Source organism: Serratia sp. FGI94, assembly GCF_000330865.1.
Lineage (GTDB): Bacteria > Pseudomonadota > Gammaproteobacteria > Enterobacterales > Enterobacteriaceae > Serratia_B > Serratia_B rubidaea.
Genome location: NC_020064.1, coordinates 4721261 through 4738790, shown reverse-complemented (window position 1 = coordinate 4738790; position 17530 = coordinate 4721261). Strand labels below are relative to the sequence as shown.

At 57.0% G+C, this 17530-nt stretch carries 17 protein-coding genes; 9 read left to right on the top strand and 8 right to left on the bottom strand.

Features of this window, described 5'->3' with window-relative positions; all coding sequences use genetic code 11:
* The first annotated feature begins 171 nt into the window (after window positions 1–171).
* Entirely contained in the window at window positions 172–1134 is a 963-nt protein-coding gene (locus tag D781_RS21645; protein WP_015962354.1) for a polysaccharide deacetylase family protein, read from the top strand.
* A gap of 38 nt (window positions 1135–1172) precedes the next feature.
* Window positions 1173–2222 carry a glycosyltransferase family 9 protein gene (locus tag D781_RS21640; RefSeq protein ID WP_158497493.1) on the top strand — a complete coding sequence of 350 codons (1050 nt, stop codon included), beginning with the start codon at window positions 1173–1175 and terminating at the stop codon, window positions 2220–2222.
* A gap of 49 nt (window positions 2223–2271) precedes the next feature.
* Here the strand turns inward: D781_RS21640 and D781_RS21635 are convergent, their stop codons facing one another.
* The 5 genes from D781_RS21635 to rfaD are packed head-to-tail and all read right to left on the bottom strand — an operon-like array spanning window position 2272 to window position 7638.
* Complete coding sequence (locus D781_RS21635; RefSeq protein WP_015962352.1) at window positions 2272–3525, bottom strand: O-antigen ligase family protein; 1254 nt, start codon at window positions 3523–3525, stop codon at window positions 2272–2274.
* A complete protein-coding gene (locus tag D781_RS21630; RefSeq protein WP_015962351.1) occupies window positions 3510–4673 on the bottom strand; it encodes a glycosyltransferase in 1164 nt (387 codons plus the stop codon). Before D781_RS21630 ends, D781_RS21635 begins: the two co-directional genes overlap by 16 nt.
* Window positions 4670–5635 (bottom strand): lipopolysaccharide heptosyltransferase RfaC, encoded by a 966-nt coding sequence (rfaC, locus tag D781_RS21625; RefSeq protein ID WP_015962350.1) that lies wholly within the window; start codon window positions 5633–5635, stop codon window positions 4670–4672. Before rfaC ends, D781_RS21630 begins: the two co-directional genes overlap by 4 nt.
* A 2-nt stretch (window positions 5636–5637) precedes the next feature.
* A complete protein-coding gene (gene rfaF, locus D781_RS21620; protein WP_015962349.1) occupies window positions 5638–6684 on the bottom strand; it encodes an ADP-heptose--LPS heptosyltransferase RfaF in 1047 nt (348 codons plus the stop codon).
* 21 nt (window positions 6685–6705) lie between these two features.
* A complete protein-coding gene (gene rfaD / locus D781_RS21615) occupies window positions 6706–7638 on the bottom strand; it encodes an ADP-glyceromanno-heptose 6-epimerase (RefSeq protein WP_015962348.1) in 933 nt (310 codons plus the stop codon).
* A 251-nt stretch (window positions 7639–7889) separates the two neighbouring features.
* On the opposite strand from rfaD, the gene kbl reads away from it, so the two are divergent.
* Together kbl and tdh are read left to right on the top strand one after the other, a co-directional pair.
* Complete coding sequence (gene kbl, locus D781_RS21610; RefSeq protein ID WP_015962347.1) at window positions 7890–9086, top strand: glycine C-acetyltransferase; 1197 nt, start codon at window positions 7890–7892, stop codon at window positions 9084–9086.
* 9 nt (window positions 9087–9095) lie between these two features.
* On the top strand, window positions 9096–10121 hold the full coding sequence (tdh, locus tag D781_RS21605) for an L-threonine 3-dehydrogenase (protein WP_015962346.1): 1026 nt from the start codon (window positions 9096–9098) through the stop codon (window positions 10119–10121).
* A gap of 37 nt (window positions 10122–10158) precedes the next feature.
* Here tdh and D781_RS21600 read toward each other — a convergent pair whose 3' ends face one another.
* From D781_RS21600 to gpmM, 3 genes are read right to left on the bottom strand one after another with little or no spacing between them, the layout of a single operon-like run.
* The gene (locus tag D781_RS21600; RefSeq protein WP_015962345.1) at window positions 10159–11112 is read right to left on the bottom strand and encodes a divergent polysaccharide deacetylase family protein; all 954 of its coding nucleotides are present in this window, start codon (window positions 11110–11112) and stop codon (window positions 10159–10161) included.
* 2 nt (window positions 11113–11114) lie between these two features.
* The gene (gene envC / locus D781_RS21595) at window positions 11115–12449 is read right to left on the bottom strand and encodes a murein hydrolase activator EnvC (protein WP_015962344.1); all 1335 of its coding nucleotides are present in this window, start codon (window positions 12447–12449) and stop codon (window positions 11115–11117) included.
* Between the two features lie 9 nt (window positions 12450–12458).
* The gene (gpmM, locus tag D781_RS21590; protein WP_015962343.1) at window positions 12459–14003 is read right to left on the bottom strand and encodes a 2,3-bisphosphoglycerate-independent phosphoglycerate mutase; all 1545 of its coding nucleotides are present in this window, start codon (window positions 14001–14003) and stop codon (window positions 12459–12461) included.
* 256 nt (window positions 14004–14259) lie between these two features.
* Between gpmM and D781_RS21585 the strand changes: the two genes are divergently transcribed.
* The 5 genes from D781_RS21585 (at window position 14260) to cysE (ending at window position 17481) form a co-directional block, all read left to right on the top strand.
* Window positions 14260–14694, top strand: coding sequence for a rhodanese-like domain-containing protein (locus D781_RS21585; protein ID WP_015962342.1), 435 nt, complete (start codon window positions 14260–14262; stop codon window positions 14692–14694).
* Window positions 14695–14724: 30 nt separating this feature from the next.
* Window positions 14725–14973: a glutaredoxin 3 gene (gene grxC / locus D781_RS21580; RefSeq protein ID WP_015962341.1), complete on the top strand. Its 249-nt coding sequence runs from the start codon at window positions 14725–14727 to the stop codon at window positions 14971–14973.
* A gap of 70 nt (window positions 14974–15043) precedes the next feature.
* Window positions 15044–15514: a protein-export chaperone SecB gene (gene secB / locus D781_RS21575; protein WP_015962340.1), complete on the top strand. Its 471-nt coding sequence runs from the start codon at window positions 15044–15046 to the stop codon at window positions 15512–15514.
* Window positions 15514–16533: an NAD(P)H-dependent glycerol-3-phosphate dehydrogenase gene (gene gpsA, locus D781_RS21570; protein ID WP_015962339.1), complete on the top strand. Its 1020-nt coding sequence runs from the start codon at window positions 15514–15516 to the stop codon at window positions 16531–16533. Before secB ends, gpsA begins: the two co-directional genes overlap by 1 nt.
* A 126-nt stretch (window positions 16534–16659) precedes the next feature.
* Complete coding sequence (gene cysE, locus D781_RS21565; protein WP_015962338.1) at window positions 16660–17481, top strand: serine O-acetyltransferase; 822 nt, start codon at window positions 16660–16662, stop codon at window positions 17479–17481.
* The last annotated feature ends 49 nt before the right edge of the window (window positions 17482–17530 follow it).

Sequence of the window (17530 nt, the reverse complement as noted above, 5' to 3'; positions counted from 1 at the left end):
CTCTCGCATGTGGCTACTGTTGCGGATTTTTCGTGTGAAACGTGGAAAAATAGCGCGATAAAAGAGACAAATCTGTTGCGCCGTTGTCCAAACCTGACGGCGAAGTCGTTTGCTCACGGCAGGCGGGCTGTGTAGCATGTTTGTATGTTATTGATATCAGGCGCGATATTTATGAATAAACCGGCATTTCTCATCACGATAGATACTGAAGGCGACAACCTGTGGCAGAACCACGATCGTATTACAACTGAAAATACCCGCTTTTTACCTCGCTTTCAGGCGCTGTGTGAGAAATATGCGTTTAAACCGGTTTATCTCACCAACTATGAAATGGCGGTTGACCCGCAGTACGTCGAGTTTGCCCGTGATGTGATTGCGCGCGGCACCGGTGAAGTGGGTATGCATCTGCACGCCTGGAACAGCCCGCCGCTGACGCCGCTGACCGACGATGATTGGCGTCACAAACCGTATCTGATTGAGTATCCGGCCGATCAAATCCGCGCCAAGGTCGATCATATGACCAAGCTGCTGGAGGATGCCTTCCAGACGAAAATGCTGAGCCACCGCGCCGGACGCTGGGCGTTCAACGAATATTACGCCGAGCTGCTGCTGGAATATGGCTATCAGGTCGACTGCTCGGTGACGCCGCGGGTCAACTGGCAGTATTCGCCGGGCAATCCTCAGGGCAACGGCGGTACCGACTATCGCGCGTTTCCGTCTCACGCCTACTTTATCGACCCGCAAAACATTGCGCGGCCGGGCCAGTCCGGCCTGCTTGAAGTGCCGATGAGCATTCAGTACAAGCATTCCGGCGTGATGAACGCGATTAAACAGGGTTATGACCGTCTGCGTGGCAAGCGGCGCTCGCCGTCGGTGCACTGGCTGCGCCCGAGCGGTAATAATCTGGCGCAGATGCAGCGGGTGGCCGAACGCTCGTTGGCGGAAGGGCATGATTACGTTGAGTTTATGCTGCACTCTTCGGAGTTTATGCCCGGTGGCAGCCCGACGTTTAAAAATGAGCAGGATATTGAAGCGTTATATCGTGATTTAGAGCAGTTCTTTAGTTGGATGCACGGCATCGCCGTAGGTAAAACGTTGGCGGAATATTACCAGGACGTAGTCAGTAAAAGATGAGAGAGAAGAAGAAATTTAAAATAGGGCTGAGCGATTCTTTGCTCGGACTGTCGTTTCGCCAGGCGCTGGCGACGCCGGAAAAGAAGCGAACGTTATCAACGATAAATTTTGACAGCATTCTGGTGTATTCAACAACGGCGTTGGGCGATTATATGTTCAACTCGCCGGCATTACGGGCGATCCGTCAGCGTTACCCATCAGCAAAGATCACGCTGGTGGTGCATCCTAAGTATCAGGATCTGATAACAACGCGCGATTTTTACGATGACGTTTTGTTCTGGACCAACAAAGCCAGCGATATGTTTACGCTGGTCAGCCAGGCGAAAGAACGTAAGCCGCAGCTGGCGATTTTACTGCATTCCCATCTGCCGTATGACGTCGTCAGCGCCGCGATGGCCGGGTGCCGGTATATTGTACGTGATAACTACGCCAAACCGGTCGGCAGGATGAACCGCTGGTTGACTTACGGGTTGGATGAATTCGATGAGCACGTCATTGCGCGTAAGATGAAGCTGGTTAGCGCGTTGGGGTGTGAAACGGATAATGTGGCAATGGCTTTGCCCTGTGCCTATGAGAAGCAGCCAAAGCCGGAAGGCGTGATACGTATCGGTTTCCAATTGGGTGCTTCAACGCTTGTTCGCTGCTGGCCGCCGGAATATTACGCTGAACTGGCGCAGCGGCTGATAGCCAGCGACAGCCGCATTGAAATCGCGCTGATCGGTTCTGCGCCTGAAAAAGGGTTGGCGGAGGCGTTGATGCAGCATGTTGAACCGGCGCTGCGGAATAAGATCACCAGCCATGTGGGGAAAACGTCGCTGCCGCAGCTGCTGGGGGTTATCGCCTCAATGGATTTATTGGTGACGGGAGATACCGGGCCATTACATCTGGCGATCGCCTTGCGGGTGCCGACCTTGAGTCTGTTTGTGACCGAAAACCCGTGTCGCAGCGGTCCTTATCAGGATAAAGGCCGCCATGAATATATTTACTTGCCGCTGGAGGATCCGCGGGTGGTTGATGAACAGGCCCCGCTGAGAGCGATATCCGTCGGCGAAGTTTTTGACTGCGTTGAGCGTATGCTGACGCATTGAAAACAAAAGAGCGCTTATTGCGCTCTTTTTTTCTGGCTTGGAAACCTCTTTAGACCTTTTTTTCTTTACTCTGGTAGAGAGGGGGGCTAGGCGGCGTCGGCTGTAGGGTGAGATAGATAACCAACATCAGCGTCAGGTTGGTGACGTAACGCTGGTCGATGAATAATGTATCCACCATACCAATAAGAATCGTTGGCAATATAAGCAAAATCAGCATAGCGTTCGTATCCATGTGTCTGCGGGCCAGATACACAAGCGAGAAAAAGCATAATAATGCGATTATGCCCGCAATACCCTGCAGAGAGCCCGCCTCAATAAAATCATTATGGAGGTGATACGCGATGTTGCGCAGGGCTTCCGGATTTCCCCCTTCATGGCTGTCGATATATTGGGTTGCGTTGGCAAACCTGACATCGGTGCTCTGCCCACCTGGAGATTGGAGCATCGTATGTATTCCTGCTTTCCACATACTGATGCGCGAGCCTAGTGATGTGTCGCCATTACCTTTTTGGTAATTACTGATTTCATTGATTATATCGGTAAGCCGTGCCGTCGCTGTTGAAAATAAATGGCTGGCCGCAGTTGCCATGACGACGACAATCAGGCCGGATAGCAAAATGGTTTTTAGCGTCAGATGGTGGCGACGGCAGAAAAAAAACAGTAAAAACAGTGGGTAACTCAACAGGGTTGCACGCGTTTCTGTCAGGAAAATCACCCAAAGACTTAATAGGATAACAATGGTTATCGCTACGTATTTATACCGCCATGATGTTTTATGGATAACATATACAGTTAATAAAGACTGTAGCATGTAAATATACGCGGTTATCGTGGATACCGTATTAATTTGCAACCGCATATCGGGCGATTGTGCGTGCAGGTAGAGTCCGATACTCGACGTATAAAAGAAACCGAAGATCAGTAGTCCCTTGGCAAAAACTTTTACTTTATGACTTATTTGGTGATGTAACGAACCAAGCATCATGATGAGCACGGCGCCGCATAACAGACGTGTCGCGCTGGTGAGATATTCATTATGCGTTTCTAACATGCCGGATGCGGGAAAACGCCATAGCCAAACGGCTTGGCTTAATCCGATACAGAATACAGCCATGGAGGTCAACGCGGCATCGCGGGAAATTACCCATGACTTGCTGATGGCAAAGGCGGCTGTAGCGAATAAAACGGCCAGATAAAACGCATTTCTCGTAATCGTGCTATCGGTCAAGCTAGTTGATGCAGCGATAATGGTGAACAATAAAGCAATGGCAGCCAGATTGGCGGTACTTAATTTACGAAGCATGCAAAACTCCGTTCTAACTCTTTGACGAAGCGAGTGTAGTCAAACTTCGTATTAGCATGATGCATAGCGTTATTACTTAGCGTTAGATAACGGTTCTGTGTAGTGACGTTGAGAATCTGTTGGGCGCAGTCTGCAGGATCCAATGTGAGAGGCGGCGCCATTTTCTGCGTTACCGTATCGAAGACCTGGTGTGGAAAATCAATGCTGATACCTGTTAGCGCACGGTATTGCTCAAAGGTCAGGGCTGGTGCAATGCCTACGCCGCATTCGCCGTCGGGGATGACTTCTGGTTGCCCATCAATCAGCGGGAAAATCACCGGGACGGCGTGGTATAACGCTTCCATACAGGAGAGCCCGAAAGGTTCCGTGACCGGAGAGCTGATGTAAAAATCGATACGGTCGAAAAATGACGTCAGATCCTGTTGAAAGCCCAGAAAATGAACGTATTTCTCAACGCCCAGTTTGGTAACGAGTTCACGTAGCTTTGCTTCATCAGGCCCTTTGCCGGCGATGTACAGTTCAGCATCAATACTTTTTTGCCGCAGGGTATGCAGCGTCAAAATAGAGACGCCGATACCTTTAAGAGAGACGAGACGAGAAGCCGTACCCAACACTACACGCGTTGTCGGCGCTACGGTTTTGGGAGAGATTGTGGTTGGCGGCGGCACGCAGTTGCTGACGATTTCTATTGGGCAAGTCAGCTTGAAACGCTCTTCTAATACGCGTTTGGAGGCGAAGCTGACAGCGATACAGCCGTCCACTTTTTCGAAAAATCCTAATGTCTTCGCATTCAGCGGGAAACGCCAAGAGCAGCCATGATCGTAATAAATCGTTTTGCTATTGCGTATCTTACGCGCCAGATTGGGCACAAAGTCCCAAAAGATCACCAAGTCGGCCCGCTGTCTTTCGATTTTTCGCAGTAAAGCGGACTTGCGAAGAAACACTGGATACTTCAGAGCACGATCATTGATGATGCGGTTGGCGAACAATACGGGAGTGTCACCCAGTTCGCTGGCTATTTCTGGCCCGATCTTATTACTGATACAAAGTATGCTATCGCTGCCAGCCGTTGCGTTATGTAAGAACTGCAGGAAAATTTTCTCAGCGCCGCCCATTTTCTCTAAATTGATTACATGTAATCGCTTCATGACCTTGGTTCCTGCAGCAGAGTGAACACTTCGTTCGCTGAAATAGAGCTCATCATGTTGTTCGATGATTTTTTTGCTATTTGGTTCTGCCCATAACCACCGATTAATCCGGGATCGGTCGGGCCGAACAGCGTAATATTCGGTCGATCGAGCGCGGCGGCCAGATGGCTGAGGCCGGTATCCACCGATACCACGCCTTTGGCGCCGGCCAGCACCTGTGCAACCTGCTCCAGGCTGAGTTTCGGCAGTACTTCGGCATGCGGGAAGCCTTCCGCCAGGCGCAGCGCACGCTGGTGTTCGTGCTCGGCACCCCACGGCAGCTTGATGTGCAGCCCGGTCGGCGCAACCAGCGCGATCAGCTCGCGCCAGTTCTCTTCCGGCCAGTGCTTCTCATCGCGGGTGGTGGCATGCAGAAACACCAGATATTGCCCGGCGTCCGCCGGCGGCTGAGTGAGAAAACGAGCGGCGATGGCGTAGTCGCCATAGGTGGCGGGCTTGGCGTAGCCGAGGCTTTTGGCGAACAGTTCGCGGGTGCGCTCCACCGCGTGCTGCTGCTTATCGATGTGATGACGGTGGTTGTAGAACCAGCTGGCGAACGGCTCGCGCGCGCTTTTGCAGTCTTGCCCGTGCTTGCTGCCTTTGGCAACGCGGGTCACCAGCGCGGCGCTTTTGATCAACCCCTGCGCGTCAATCACCACGTCGTAGTTGCGCTCTTGCAGCTGGCGTTTAAAGTCGCAGCGCTGTTGGCGGGTTTCACTGCCGAACCAGTTTTTGCGCCAGCGGCGAATGGCAACCGGAATCACCCGATCCACCGCCGGGTGCCAGGTGGGGATCTGGCGAAAACCTTCTTCCACCACCCAGTCAAAGCGAATGCCGGGGATGGCGTTCATCGCATCCGTCAGCGCCGGCAGCGTATGCAGCACATCCCCCATGGATGAGGTCTTGACGATCAGCACCTGCATGGTTATTCCTCGCTGTCGGCCAGTAACGGCATTAACGCGTCTAACACCTGTTGCGGCTGAATATCAATCAGGCTCTGATGATAGCCCTGGTCAGCATCGCCTTTACGCACCTTGTGGTAACCGCTAATCAGGCGGATCACCTTGGCTTTGTCCGACAGCGGCGGCGTGAAGTCCGGGCTGCTCGGCCCGTACAAGGCTATCAGCGGTTTATTCAACGCCGCTGCAACGTGCATTAAACCGGAGTCATTACTGACCACCGCCTGACAGGAGGCCAGCAGGATGACCGCCTGCTCCAGCTGGGTTTCGCCGGCCAGATTGATACAGTGGCCGCGTGAGGTGTCTGCCAGGGCCGTACGGATCTGTTCACCGGCCTCGTGATCTTTGGCGGAACCGAACAGGGCGATCTGGTAACCCTGGTCGATCAGCATCTGTGCCAGCTGGGCGTAATGGTAGTGCGGCCAGCGTTTGGCCGGGCCGAATTCCGCACCGGGGCAGAAGCCAATCAGCGGGCGGGCGTCGGTCAGATTGAAGGAGGCGGTAGTCTCCGCAATCTCTTCATCGCTGACCTGCAGCTGCGGCCATAACAGCGGCTGCGGCAGATCTGCCGCGCTGCGGATACGCTGTTTATCATAGGCCAGCGCCACATAGCGCTGGACCATTAACGGGAAAGCGGCTTTATCCAATACGCGGATATCGTTCAGCAGCCCGTAGCGCATTTCGCCGCGCCAGCCGCAGCGTTGCGGCACCTGAGCGAAGAACGGCACCAGAGCGGATTTGAACGAATTCGGCAGTACATAGGCGCGATCGTAGCGATTGGCGCGCAGCGCGTGGCCAAGACGGCGACGTTCGCCGAGCGCCAGCGCACCGTGCCCGAGGGGCATCGCCAGCGCCTGACTGACTTCCGGCATCCGCGCCAGCAGCGGCCGACACCAGGCCGGAGCCATCACGTCGATCTCTGCTGACGGGTACTCGGCCTTCAGGGTGCGGTAAAGACTTTGCGACATCATCATATCGCCAACCCAGGAAGGGCCGATAACCAGTATTTTCATACCGTACAGATTCCCTTCAGCTTAAGCAGTGCGGTTGAGCCAGGCCATATACTCTTTGACGCCTTCGGCGACCGTTTTAAACGGTGCGGTGTAACCCGTCGCGCGCAGATTGGTCAGATCGGCCTGGGTATAAGCCTGATAGCGGCCCTTCAGCTTTTCCGGGAACTCAATATATTCCACCGCGCCTTTCTGGTGGAAGTCCACCACCGCGTCGGCCACCGCCTGGAAGGTTTCCGCCCGGCCGGTGCCGCAGTTGAAGATGCCGGAGACGCCGTTCTGCCAGAACCACAGGTTAACCGCCGCCACGTCGCCGACGTAGATGAAGTCACGCTTGAAGTTTTCGCTGCCGGCGAACAGTTTCGGGTTCTCACCGCGGCCGATCTGGCCGTTGAGGTGGAAGGCCACGCTCGCCATGCTGCCCTTGTGGCCTTCACGCGGGCCGTAGACGTTGAAATAGCGGAAGCCGCACACCTGAGAGTCGGCCTCCGGCAGAATTTCACGCACGTACTGGTCGAACAGGAATTTGGAGTAGCCGTAAACGTTCAGCGGCTGCTCGTACTGGCGTTCTTCGATAAAGTTTTCGCTGCGGCCGCCGTAGGTGGCGGCGGAAGAGGCGTACAGGAAAGGAATTTGGCGATCCAGGCAGTAGTGCAGCAGATCTTTGGAGTACTGATAGTTGTTATCCATCATGTACTTGCCGTCCCACTCGGTGGTGGCGGAGCAGGCGCCTTCATGGAATATCGCTTCGACATCGCCGAAATCGTCGCCGGCAACGATGCTGGCGATAAAATCTTCCTTATCCATATAATCGGCAATATCGAGATCGACCAGATTGACGAATTTGGTGCCGTCTTTCAGGTTATCGACCACCAAAATGTCACGATAACCTTTATCATTCAGTGCTTTAACGATGTTGCTGCCGATCATGCCGGCGCCGCCAGTGACGATAATCATTGGGCTTACCCCTGTTTATTCTGCCTGGTAGGGCACGATACCCCACGCTATATGACGCCTATAATAGCATTTCATGCCGTTGCAAACATCGGACGGGCTCCGATTCTCCTTAGAAGAGATTGCGGCGGTAACTGGCCGGTCTCTGCCGTGATATCTGCTGCATTTTTCATATTCTCTCCGGCGGATTATCGTCAGTCCGGTTACAAATCAGTAAAATATGTTGAAAATGAGCCAATCCTGGAGATAACAGAATGTCCGCGTCGTTTTATCAGCAGTTGGAACAACAACTTGCCGACACCCGTGCCGAAGGGTTGTTTAAGCAGGAACGTATTATCACCTCCGCGCAGCAGGCCGATATCGCCGTGGCGGATGGCAGCCACGTTATCAATTTCTGCGCCAACAACTATCTTGGTTTGGCGAACCACCCTGCGCTGATCGAGGCGGCGAAAGCCGGTATGGACAGCCACGGTTTCGGCATGGCATCGGTACGCTTTATCTGCGGCACCCAGGACAGCCATAAACTGCTGGAGCAGAAGCTGGCCGAGTTCCTGGGGATGGAAGACGCTATTCTCTACTCCTCCTGCTTTGACGCCAACGGCGGCCTGTTTGAAACGCTGCTGGGGCCGGAGGATGCGATTATTTCCGATGCGCTGAACCATGCTTCCATTATCGACGGCGTACGCCTGTGCAAGGCCAAGCGTTACCGTTACGCCAACAACGACATGAGCGAGCTGGAAGCGCAGCTGAAACAGGCGAAGGCCGACGGCGCGCGCCATATCCTGATCGCCACCGACGGCGTGTTCTCGATGGACGGCGTGATTGCCAACCTGAAAGGGGTGTGTGACCTGGCGGATGACTATCAGGCGCTGGTGATGGTGGACGACTCCCACGCGGTCGGCTTTGTCGGCGCCAATGGCCGCGGTACGCATGAGTATTGCGAAGTGATGGATCGCGTCGACATTATTACCGGCACCCTGGGTAAAGCGCTGGGCGGTGCTTCCGGCGGCTACACCGCGGGGAAAAAAGAGCTGGTGGAGTGGTTGCGCCAGCGCTCGCGCCCTTATCTGTTCTCCAACTCGCTGGCGCCGGCGATCGTCGCCGCTTCGATCAAAGTGCTGGAACTGCTGGCAGAAGGCGACGCTCTGCGCGAGCGCCTGTGGAGCAACGCCCGTCTGTTCCGCGAAAAAATGACCGCCGCAGGTTTTACCCTGGCCGGCGCCGATCACGCCATTATCCCGGTGATGCTGGGAGATGCGAAACTGGCGCAGGACTTTGCCAATGCACTGCTCAAGGAAGGCATTTACGTAACAGGTTTCTTCTATCCGGTGGTGCCGAAAAATCAGGCGCGCATCCGTACTCAAATGTCCGCCGACCATTCACCGGAGCAAATTGAACGCGCCGTTGAGGCGTTTACGCGTATCGGCAAAGATCTTGGCGTTATTGCATAAGGTAAAACCATGAAAGCACTGTCTAAACTGAAAGCGGAAGAAGGGATTTGGATGACCGATGTGCCACAGCCGGAGCTGGGGCATAACGATGTCATGATCAAAATTCGCAAAACCGCGATCTGCGGCACCGATGTCCATATCTATAACTGGGACGAGTGGTCACAGAACACCATTCCGGTACCGATGGTGGTGGGCCACGAATACGTGGGCGAAGTGGTGGCGATTGGTCAGGAAGTGAAAGGGTTTACTATCGGTGACCGCGTGTCCGGCGAAGGGCACATCACCTGCGGGCACTGCCGCAACTGCCGCGGCGGCCGTACGCACCTGTGCCGCAACACCACCGGCGTGGGCGTCAACCGCCCCGGTTCGTTCGCCGAATATCTGGTGATCCCGGCGTTTAACGCCTTCAAGATCCCGGACAATATCTCCGATGAGCTGGCGTCGATTTTTGACCCGTTCGGCAATGCCGTGCATACCGCGCTCTCGTTCGATCTGGTGGGTGAGGATGTGCTGGTGTCCGGCGCCGGGCCAATCGGCATTATGGCGGCGGCGGTGTGTAAGCACGTGGGGGCACGCAACGTGGTGATCACCGACGTGAATGAATACCGTCTGGACCTGGCGCGCAAAATGGGCGTCACCCGCGCGGTGAACGTCAGCCAGGAAAACCTGAGCGATGTGATGAACGAACTGGGCATGACCGAAGGGTTTGACGTCGGCCTGGAGATGTCGGGCGCACCGCCGGCCTTCCGCACCTTGCTGAACGCCATGAATCACGGCGGCCGCATCGCCATGCTGGGGATCCCGCCTTCCGATATGTCGATCGATTGGAACCAGGTGATTTTCAAGGGGCTGTTTATTAAAGGTATTTACGGCCGTGAAATGTTTGAGACCTGGTATAAGATGGCCGCGCTGATCCAGTCTGGCCTGGATCTGACGCCGATCATTACCCACCGTTTCTCGATTGACGAGTTCCAGCAGGGCTTCGACGCCATGCGTTCCGGGCAGTCCGGGAAAGTGGTGCTGAGCTGGGATTGATGTGATGATAACAGGGCGGAGCAGGCTCCGCCCTGGATTATGACTGTTTTTCTGACGTGCGCGGCCAGCTTGGCCAGTGCTGCTTGATAAAGGTCACCACCGGCGACTGCGCGATGCTTTCGCCAATGACCGCCAGCGCCGTACCGGCGTGCACTTTTTCCTGCGTCTTCGGCGCCTTCACTTTGCACTGCTTGATGCCGTTTTTGAACGGATTCTTCGGCTGCGTCGGACGCGGCGGTTTGCTCGGCGGCAGATAGCCGCCGCCCTGCGGCGCATTCAACAGCGAACTGGGCCTGACCAGCTCAATATCGGCAGGCAGCGTCGCCAGCATTTGCTTGAGCACTTTCACCGTGGCCGGCCGCGGGTGGCCGATGGCGATGGTGGAGCCGTTGCGGCGTGCCAGCTCGAGGGCGCGGTTGAACTGGTGGCGGATATCGCTTTCGCTGGCGGTATCGTCAAGGAATACCCGACGTTTGATCACCTTGACCCCGGTGCCCGCCGCGGCGCGGGTGGCCTGGCTGTTGCCGATGGTCATGCTGTCGAGGAAGTACAGGTTATAGCTTTCCAGCGCCTGCATCACCTTTTGCATGGCCGGCAGGCTGGAGGTCATGGCGCTGCCCATATGGTTGTTCATGCCCACCGCATAGGGCACGTTGCTTACCGCATTGCGGATAATGCGCTGCACCTCTGCGCTGCTCATGGAAGGCCGCAGGGTATCGCGCTCCAGCGGCTGTTTGCTGAGCGGCTCCATTGGCATATGGATCAGCACCTCGCGGCCCTGCGCATGGGCGCGGGTCGCCATCAGATGGGCATGCGGGGCATTGGGCAGCACCGCCACCGAGATCGGCAGCGGCATTTGCAACACGGCGTTTTCTTCATGAGGGCGGTAACCGACGTCATCGATCACAATCGCCAGTTTGCCGGCCTGTGCGGCGGTGGCCAGCAGCAGGGAACCAATCAGTACGGCGCTTCGTGTTTTGAGGTAGTGCAAAGCTATCTTCCCAACCACGGCAGTGGGTTAACGGCCTGACCCTGGCGACGAATTTCGAAATAGAGCGACGGCGTTCCCTGGCCCCCGCTGGTACCCACCAAGGCGATCGGCTGGCCGGCACGCACCTGCGCGCCCACGTTCACCAATGCGCTCTGGTTATAGCCGTACAGGCTCATATCACCTTTACCGTGCTCGACCACTACCACCAGGCCGTAGCCTTGCAGCCAGTCGGCCATCAGCACGCGACCGTCGGCGATCGCCTTGACTTCACTGCCTTCCGGCGCGGCGATAACCACGCCTTTCCAGCGTAACTCGCCCTGCAGCTGTTCGCCGAAGCGGTGCAGGGTGTTGCCGCGTACCGGCCAGTAGGCCTGACCGTTAGGCCGCCCCAGGCCGCCGGTGCGCGCCATCAGCGAACGTTCGCTTTCGCTAGGCTTGTAGCTGGTGCCGGTTTTCTTCGCCTGCTGCTCTTTCTTGCGCACCTTCTCGCGTACGCGGGCGGCTTCACGCGCTTCGCGCTCGGCACGGGCGCGGGCCTCGCGTTCGGCGCGGGCGATTTTGTCGCGCAGGCGACTTTCGTTCTGGCGCAGTTCACCCAGACGCTGCTGATCTTTTTCCAGCGAGCTTTCCAGGGCGCTCAGGGTTTTCTTACGCGCGCTGCGCGCCTGCTCCAGCTTCTGCTGTTGGGCCTGCTGTTCGCTCAGCAGGGATTTTTGCTGCTTCTGCTTAGCGACCAGCGTGGTTTTTTGCTGCGCCAGTTCCGCGCGGGTTTGCTTCAGCTCTTCGATATTTTTCTGGCGCGCTTCGTTCAGATAGCCGAAATAAGCCAGGATACGCTCGCTGCGCTGGCTCTCTTCACCGCTCAGGATCAGCTGTACGGCGCTGTGCTGCCCCTGACGGAACGCGGCGTCCAACTGTCTGGACAGGATGTTTTGCTGTTGGGTCTGCTGCTTTTGCAGCTTGGCGATCGAGGCGTTAAGGCCGGAGATATCTTTGCCTAACGTGGTCAGCGTACTTTGCGTACTCCGTAAGGAACGGCTGGCCTGTGCAATGGTTTTTTCCTGCTGCCTGAGTTTGTCCTGCAGGCTGCTGCGCTGTTGCTGCTGTTGTTTAACCGCTTTTTCTTTCTCGGCGATGCTTTGCTGGATGTCTTTAAGCTGGCTTTTGTTGTCGTCGGCGGCATGGCCGGATAACGGCAACAGCAAGACGCCAGCGTATAACACGCTGGCGCACAGTGTGGTCAACTTCCGTGGTGCAACGCGTTGCGGCAGCAGCTGGCTGCCGGCTTTTGCGCCTCGGGTTACCCTTGATAGTGCAAAATACGCCTTCTCCCTCATGGAGTAGGATTATTCCACGATGAACAGCGGCTTACCAGTCATCTCTTGCGGGATTTTCATTCCCATCAGCGTCAGCATGGTCGGTGCAAGGTCGGAAAGCTTGCCGCCGTTGACCGCCTGCGCCGGTTTACCGACGTAAATTAACGGCACCGGCAGGCTGGTATGCGCGGTGTGCGCCTGGCCGGTCTGCGGGTCGCGCATCTGTTCGGCGTTGCCGTGGTCGGCGGTGATCAGCAGCTGTCCGCCGACGCTCTCCACCGCGTTAACAACCTGTGCGATGCAATTATCCAGCGTTTCCACCGCCTTGACCGCGGCGTCATAGTCGCCGGTGTGGCCGACCATATCGCCGTTGGGGTAGTTGCAGATGATAGCGTCGTATTTCCCGCTGTGAATGGCGCCCAGCAGTTTCTCGGTCAGCTCCGCCGAACTCATTTCCGGCTGCAGGTCGTAGGTGGCCACCTGCGGCGAGTTAATCAGGATGCGCTCTTCGCCGGTGAAAGGCTGCTCCACGCCGCCGTTATAGAAGAAGGTGACGTGGGCGTACTTTTCGGTTTCGGAGATGCGCAGCTGGGTTTTATCGTGCTTCATCAGCCATTCGCCGAAGGTGTTGGTCAGCGCCGTCGGCGGATAAGCGCAGGCGGTGTCGATATCGGCGGCGTATTCGGTCAGCATTACAAAATCGGCGAACTTCACCACTCTGGCGCGCGGGAAACCGTTGAAGTCGGCGTCGACAAAGGCGCGGGCGATCTGGCGCGCGCGGTCGGCGCGGAAGTTCATGAAAATCAGCGCGTCGCCGTCCTGCATGGCGGCGCTGGCTTCGCCGGCGGCCTGAATGACCGTGGGTTTGACGAACTCATCGTTTTCATCGCGTGCGTAGGCGGCCTGCAGCGCGGCGTCGGCGCTGTCGGCATGAAACTCGCCTTTGGCGTCGGTCAGCAGGTCATAGGCCAGCTGGACGCGATCCCAGCGGTTGTCGCGGTCCATGGCGAAGTAACGGCCGACCACCGAGGCGATGCGTCCGACGCCCAGCTGTTCGAACGCTGCGCTAAAGCGCTGCAGGGAGGCATCGGCGCTGCGCGGCGGCGTGTCGCGGCCGTCCAGAAACGCATGCAGATATACGGCGCTGGCGCCGCGTTGCGCGGCCAGTTGCACCATCGCCAGTATATGGTCTTCATGGCTGTGGACGCCGCCCGGCGACAGCAGCCCCATGATGTGCACCGCTTTGCCGGCCTGCGCCGCTTTATCCACCGCGGCGGTCAGCACCGGGTTGGCGTAGAAATCGCCGTCGGCGATCGCCTTGTCCAGCCGGGTCAGATCCTGGTAGACGATACGGCCGGCGCCAAGGTTGACGTGGCCCACTTCCGAGTTGCCCATCTGGCCGTCAGGCAGGCCGACGTCCAGCCCGGAGGCGGCGATCAGCGTATGCGGCCGCTGCTGCCACAGCTGGTCCATCACCGGCGTGCGGGCGTTGAGAATGGCATTGTCCTGCTGCTCTTCACGGTGGCCGTAACCATCCAGAATCACCAGCACCATAGGCGTTTTATTGCTCGACATTGTATTAACCTCGTTGCTGTAAATATGTCAGCCTGAAAAGGGAGTGATAGTAGCGGATGGCCGCGCGCAAAGTGCCCAAAGAGATCAAACTTACGGCGAACAGTCGGCCACTTTTTACGGTGATAAGGAGAATTTCCCGGCGTCGTCCGCAGTTTCTGCAATCGCGGATGCTAATTGGCTGTAATTGACGCATTCGGCAGGTATACTCTGGAGCCTTGACCTATTTTCCTTTAACTAACGAGAGTTGTTACGCCCCATGCTGCAAGAAATTATGCCATTCGTTAGCAAGCATCCCATCCTGAGCCTGGCCTGGATCGCCCTGCTGGTTGCGGTGATTGTGATGACCTTCAAAAGCCGTTTCTCCAAGGTTAAAGATATCACGCGCGGCGAAGCTACCCGTCTGATTAACAAAGAAAATGCCGTGGTGGTCGACACCCGCAGCCGTGAAGATTTCCGCAAGGGCCACATTGCCAACGCCATCAACCTGACGGCGAGCGAAATCAAAAACGGCAGCCTGGGCGAGCTGGAAAAACACAAATCCCAGCCTATTATCGTAACCTGCGCCAACGGCACCGCATCGCGCGCGCCGGCGGAAAGCCTGAGCGCCGCCGGGTTCGCCAACGTCAGCACCCTGAAAGACGGCGTTGCCGGCTGGAGCGGGGATAACCTGCCGCTGGTGCGCGGTAAATAATCACGTTTTTACGTCGTAGAGGTGGCTTCCATGGCTAATATCGACATCTATACCAAGGCGACCTGCCCGTTCTGCCATCGCGCCAAGGCGCTGCTGAACAGCAAGGGCGCTGCGTTCAACGAGATCGCCATCGACGGCGATAACGTAAAACGTGAAGAGATGATTGCGCGCAGTGGGCGAACCACCGTGCCGCAAATTTTCATCGACGGCCAGCATATTGGCGGCTGTGATGATTTATATGCACTTGATGCGCAAGGTGGTCTGGATCCGCTGCTTTAAGCGACCGGCCATGGTTCACATCAATATTGCTGAGTATCAATAAGGACGTTTAACCAAGGGTATTATCGACATGTCAGAACAAAACAGCACCGAGATGGCTTTCCAGATCCAACGTATCTACACCAAAGACATCTCTTTTGAAGCACCGAATGCACCGCAGGTTTTCCAGCAGGAGTGGCAGCCGGAAGTTAAACTTGATCTTGATACCGCTTCCAGCCAACTGGCGGACGACGTGTATGAAGTTGTGCTGCGTGTTACCGTGACGGCATCTCTGGGTGAAGAAACCGCATTCCTGTGCGAAGTCCAGCAGGCGGGTATTTTCTCCGTTGCCGGCATTGAAGGCACTCAGCTGGCGCACTGCCTGGGCGCATACTGCCCGAACATCCTGTTCCCGTATGCGCGCGAGTGCATCACCAGCCTGGTATCCCGCGGTACTTTCCCGCAGCTGAACCTGGCACCGGTCAACTTTGATGCGCTGTTCATGAACTATCTGCAGCAGCAGGCAGAAGGCGAAGGTGCTGAACCACATCAGGATGCCTGATGAAAACAGTCAATGCTTCAATGACCGTTATCGGTGCCGGCTCGTACGGCACCGCATTGGCCATTACGCTGGCGCGTAACGGCCATCCGGTGGTGTTGTGGGGGCATAACCCCGACACCATCGCCAACATGCAGCGCGAACGCTGCAACCAGACATTTCTCCCCGACGTTCCTTTCCCTGATAACCTGCTGCTCGAGGCCGATCTGGCGCGCGCGCTGGCGGCCAGCCGCGATGTGCTGGTGGTGGTGCCGAGCCACGTTTTCGGCGACGTACTGCGCCAGCTGAAGCCGCTGCTGCGGGCGGACGCGCGTATTGTGTGGGCCACCAAGGGGCTGGAGGCGGAAACCGGGCGTCTGCTGCAGGACGTGGCGCGCGATGCGCTGGGCGAGGCGATGCCTCTGGCGGTGGTTTCCGGGCCGACATTCGCCAAAGAGCTGGCGGCGGGCCTGCCGACGGCGATTGCCCTGGCGGCGACCGACGAACAGTTTGCCGATGATTTACAGCAGCTGCTGCACTGCGGCAAAAGCTTCCGCGTTTACAGCAACCCGGACTTTATCGGCGTACAGCTGGGCGGGGCGGTGAAAAACGTGATTGCCATCGGCGCCGGCATGTCCGACGGGATCGGCTTTGGCGCCAATGCGCGCACCGCGCTGATTACCCGCGGCCTGGCGGAGATGAGTCGTCTGGGCGCGGCGCTGGGCGCTGATCCGGCCACCTTTATGGGCATGGCGGGACTGGGCGATCTGGTGTTAACCTGCACGGATAATCAATCGCGCAATCGCCGCTTCGGTATTATGCTGGGGCAGGGTATGGACGTGACAACCGCGCAGGATAGCATTGGCCAGGTGGTCGAAGGCTATCGCAATACCAAAGAGGTGTTGGCGCTGGCGCAGCGTCACGGCGTGGAAATGCCGATTACCGAACAGATTTACCAGGTGCTGTACTGCGATAAAAATGCCCGCGAAGCGGCGGTGAGCCTGCTGGGGCGGACGCGCAAGGACGAAAAGCACAACGCCTGATGTGAACGGCCCGTAGCGTCGGGCCCGGGGACGCGCCCTGAGCGGGGCGTCCGTATTATCACGTATTACCTTGCCGCCCGCGGCGAGGCGTTTTGTTTTGCAAAGTCAGAGCCAGAGAGGAACGCAATGTCGTCAGATGAGTTAGAGCAGGTGTGGAGCAACATTAAGGCGGAAGCGCGAGCGCTGGCTGATTGTGAACCGATGCTGGCTAGCTTTTTCCATGCGACGCTGCTGAAACATGAAAATCTGGGCAGCGCGCTCAGCTATATTCTGGCGAACAAACTGGCGAATCCGATCATGCCGGCGATTGCGGTGCGGGAGGTGGTGGAAGACGCCTACCGTTCCGACGCGCAGATGATCGCTTCGGCGGCGAGCGATATTCTGGCGGTGCGGCTGCGCGATGCGGCGGTGGACAAATACTCTACGCCGCTGCTGTATCTCAAGGGTTTCCATGCCCTGCAGTCTTACCGTATCGGCCACTGGCTGTGGAATCAGGGCCGTCAGGCGCTGGCGGTGTACCTGCAAAACCAGATTTCCGTCGCGTTCGGCGTGGATATTCACCCGGCGGCGAAAATCGGCTGCGGCATCATGCTCGACCATGCCACCGGTATCGTGATCGGTGAAACGGCGGTGGTGGAAAACGACGTCTCCATCCTGCAGTCGGTGACGCTGGGCGGTACCGGCAAAACCAGCGGCGATCGCCACCCGAAAATTCGTGAAGGGGTGATGATCGGCGCCGGCGCGAAGATCCTTGGCAATATTGAAGTGGGCAAGGGCGCGAAGATCGGCGCAGGTTCGGTGGTGCTGCGTCCGGTGCCGCCGCATACTACCGCCGCCGGCGTGCCGGCCCGCATCGTCGGTCGTCCGGAAAGCGACAAACCGTCGATGGATATGGATCAGTACTTCAACGGTTCGAACCACGGTTTTGAGTACGGCGACGGCATCTGATCGCCGTCGTCTCTCTTCCCGCCGAAGGCCGCGACAGCGGCCTTTTTGT